We start from the raw sequence: 2,672 nt of genomic DNA on the forward strand, positions 1-2,672 counted from the left end.
GGGCCACCGTGCCCGAAGCCGAGCCCGCCGCCGTGCCCGTGCCCGAAACCGTGCCCGCCGCCGTGCTCGAAGCCGTGCCCGCCGCCGTGCTCGAAGCCGTGCCCGCCGCCGAGCCCGAAGCCGAGCCCGCCGCCGAGCCCGAAGCCGAGCCCGCCGCCGAGCCCGCCGCCGTACTCGAAGCCGTGCTCGAAGCCGAAGCCGTGCCCGAACCGGAAGCCGAGTTCGAGTTCCAGTCCGAGCGTGAACCCGAGCCCGAGCCCGAGCCCGAGTTCGAGTTCGAGCCCGAGTTCGAGTTCGAGCCTGATCCCGAGCCCTCACCCGTCACCGTCACCGTGCCCGTGCCCGTGCCCGTGCCCGACCCCGTGAACGCGGCGCCAGCGCCGGACTCCGGCATCCCCGGGCCCGGACCGGTCGAGATCGTCGCCCAAGCGGTGGCCCGCGGCCTGGGCGAGGGGGGCGCCGCGCCGGACCTCCCGCGCCCCGGAACCCACCGGGGTGGTCCCTCGGTCACCCAGGTGCCGGTGCACCTCCCGTTCCGCGGTACGCAGCAGCTTCCGGTGGTGGCCGCACCCGCACCCGCCGCAGCCACCGCGCCCGTCGCCCGTCGCCCGCGCCCCGCTCCCGGCCGCCGCCGGGTCCCCCGCGGCGACGACCGGCTCCGCGAGCACCGCGGCCCGGTGCTGCCCGGCTGGGTCGGCGTGGCCGTCGGCGGGCTCGCCCTCGCCGGCTGCGTGGCCGTGCTCTGGCGGGCCGGGGTCGTTCCCGCCCCCTTCGTGGCCGCCTTCGGGGCGGCCCCCCGCGCCTACCACGGCCTGCGCGCCACCCACTGGCCGCCGCTCGCCTTCCTCGGCATCGTCGCCCTCGTGTCGCTCGGCGGACTCGGCCGGGCGCGCACCGGCCACGCGTGGGTGCTCACCCTCTTCGGCCGCTACCGCGGCACGGTCCGGCGTACCGGCTTGACGTGGGTGAGTCCCCTGCTCCTGCGCCGCCGGGTCGACGTACGCCTGCGCCACTGGCGCAGCGACCCGATGCCCGCCGTGGACTCGGGCGGCCTCGCCCTCCAGGTCGTCGTCCAGGTCGTCTGGCAGGTCCGGGACACCGCACGCGCCACCCTCGCCGTCGAGGACCACACGGAGTACCTCGCCGAGCAGGTCGAATCGGCGATGGCCCGCGTGCTGTCGCAGCTGCCCGCCGACGCCTTCCACGAGGACGCCCCGACCCTGCGCGACGCCGAGGCCGTCGGTGGCGCCCTGACCCGGATGCTGGCGGCCGAGACCGAGGCGGTCGGGATCGAGGTGTTCTCGGCCCAGCCGACCCGGATCGAGTACGCGGCCGAGGTGGCCGAGGCCATGCGCCGCCGCCGGGTCGCGGCGATCGACGCCAAGCACCGGGACACCGTGCTGACCTCGGTCGTGGACGCCGTCGACGACACCGTCCACCGGCTGACCTCCCGCGGGCTGGTCGAGCTCGACGACTACGAGCGCAAGGCGCTGGTGAAGGACCTCACGGTCGCCTTCTACACGGGCCGCTCCGAGTAGGGAGCGACCGGGGGAGTTCAGCGGAGTCCAGCGGAGTCCATCGGAGTCCAGCGGAGCTCATTGGAGTCCGGCGGTTCGGGGAACGGGTGGCCGGAAGGTAACGGACCACCCGTTTTCCCGTTGGTATGGACATGGCCAACTCTCGTCAATAATCTGGGACTTGGTCTAGACCTAATCCCCACACGCGCGCGCTCTCACCGAACTCCCCCCACGTTCAAGGAGCATCATGCGTCCCATCCGCATGCCCGGACGGGCCGGCGTCGCCGCGCTCGGCCTCGGCCTCGTCGCCGGGATCACCCTCGTCAGCGCCCCCGCCGCCAGCAGCCACGGCTACACCGACACCCCGATCAGCCGCCAGAAGCTCTGCGCCAACCGGACCGTCTCCGACTGCGGCGCGATCCAGTGGGAGCCGCAGAGCGTCGAGGGCTTCAAGGGGTTCCCGGTCGCCGGCCCCGCCGACGGCAAGATATGTTCCGGCGGACTCTCCCAGTTCTCCGAGCTCGACGACCCGCGCGGCGGCGCCTGGCCCATCACCAAGGTGACCAGCGGGCAGAGCTACGCCTTCCGGTGGCAGTTCACCGCCAACCACTCCACCACCGACTTCAAGTACTACGTCACCAAGAACGGCTGGACCGGCACCAAGGCCCTCACCCGCGCCGACCTCGAACCCCAGCCCTTCCTCACCGTCGCCTACAACGGCGCCCGCCCCGCCATGACCACCGTGCACCAGGGCGCCATGCCGAGCGGCAAGTCCGGCCGGCACCTGATCTTGGCCGTCTGGACCGTCAACGACACCCCGATGGCCTTCTACGCCTGCTCCGACGTTCAGTTCTGACGTTCGTTCAGTTCTACGTTCAGTTCTGACACATCGTCAGCTATCCTCCGGCGGCATGCGGACGACGACTGCACCCGACACCGTCGCGGAGCTCATAGCGCGCCAATGGGGCGACCACCGGCCCGGGCTGATGTACGAGGACGGCGAACGGTACGTCCTCACCCACCACCGGACCGCCCAGGCGGCCGCCACGCGCGCCGCGCTCCTCGTCGACCTCATGCCCCCGGGGGCCGAGCCGCACCTCGGGGTCCTGCTCGACAACACCCCCGAGTTCCCGTTCTGGCTCGGCGCGGCGGCCC

2 protein-coding genes and 1 pseudogene are annotated in these 2,672 nt (G+C 73.2%); all 3 read left to right on the plus strand.

Annotation, left to right across the window (positions count from 1 at the left end):
• On the plus strand, positions 1–1,538 hold a 1,538-nt coding region (locus ACWGIU_RS34960; protein WP_453712125.1), incomplete at its 5' end, for an SPFH domain-containing protein.
• 241 nt (positions 1,539–1,779) lie between these two features.
• Complete coding sequence (locus ACWGIU_RS34965) at positions 1,780–2,373, plus strand: lytic polysaccharide monooxygenase auxiliary activity family 9 protein (protein ID WP_453712126.1); 594 nt, start codon at positions 1,780–1,782, stop codon at positions 2,371–2,373.
• Between the two features lie 55 nt (positions 2,374–2,428).
• Positions 2,429–2,672, plus strand: a pseudogene (locus ACWGIU_RS34970) (acyl-CoA synthetase); the annotation flags it as partial.

The sequence above is a fragment of the Streptomyces sp. NPDC054840 genome (genome assembly GCF_053611065.1).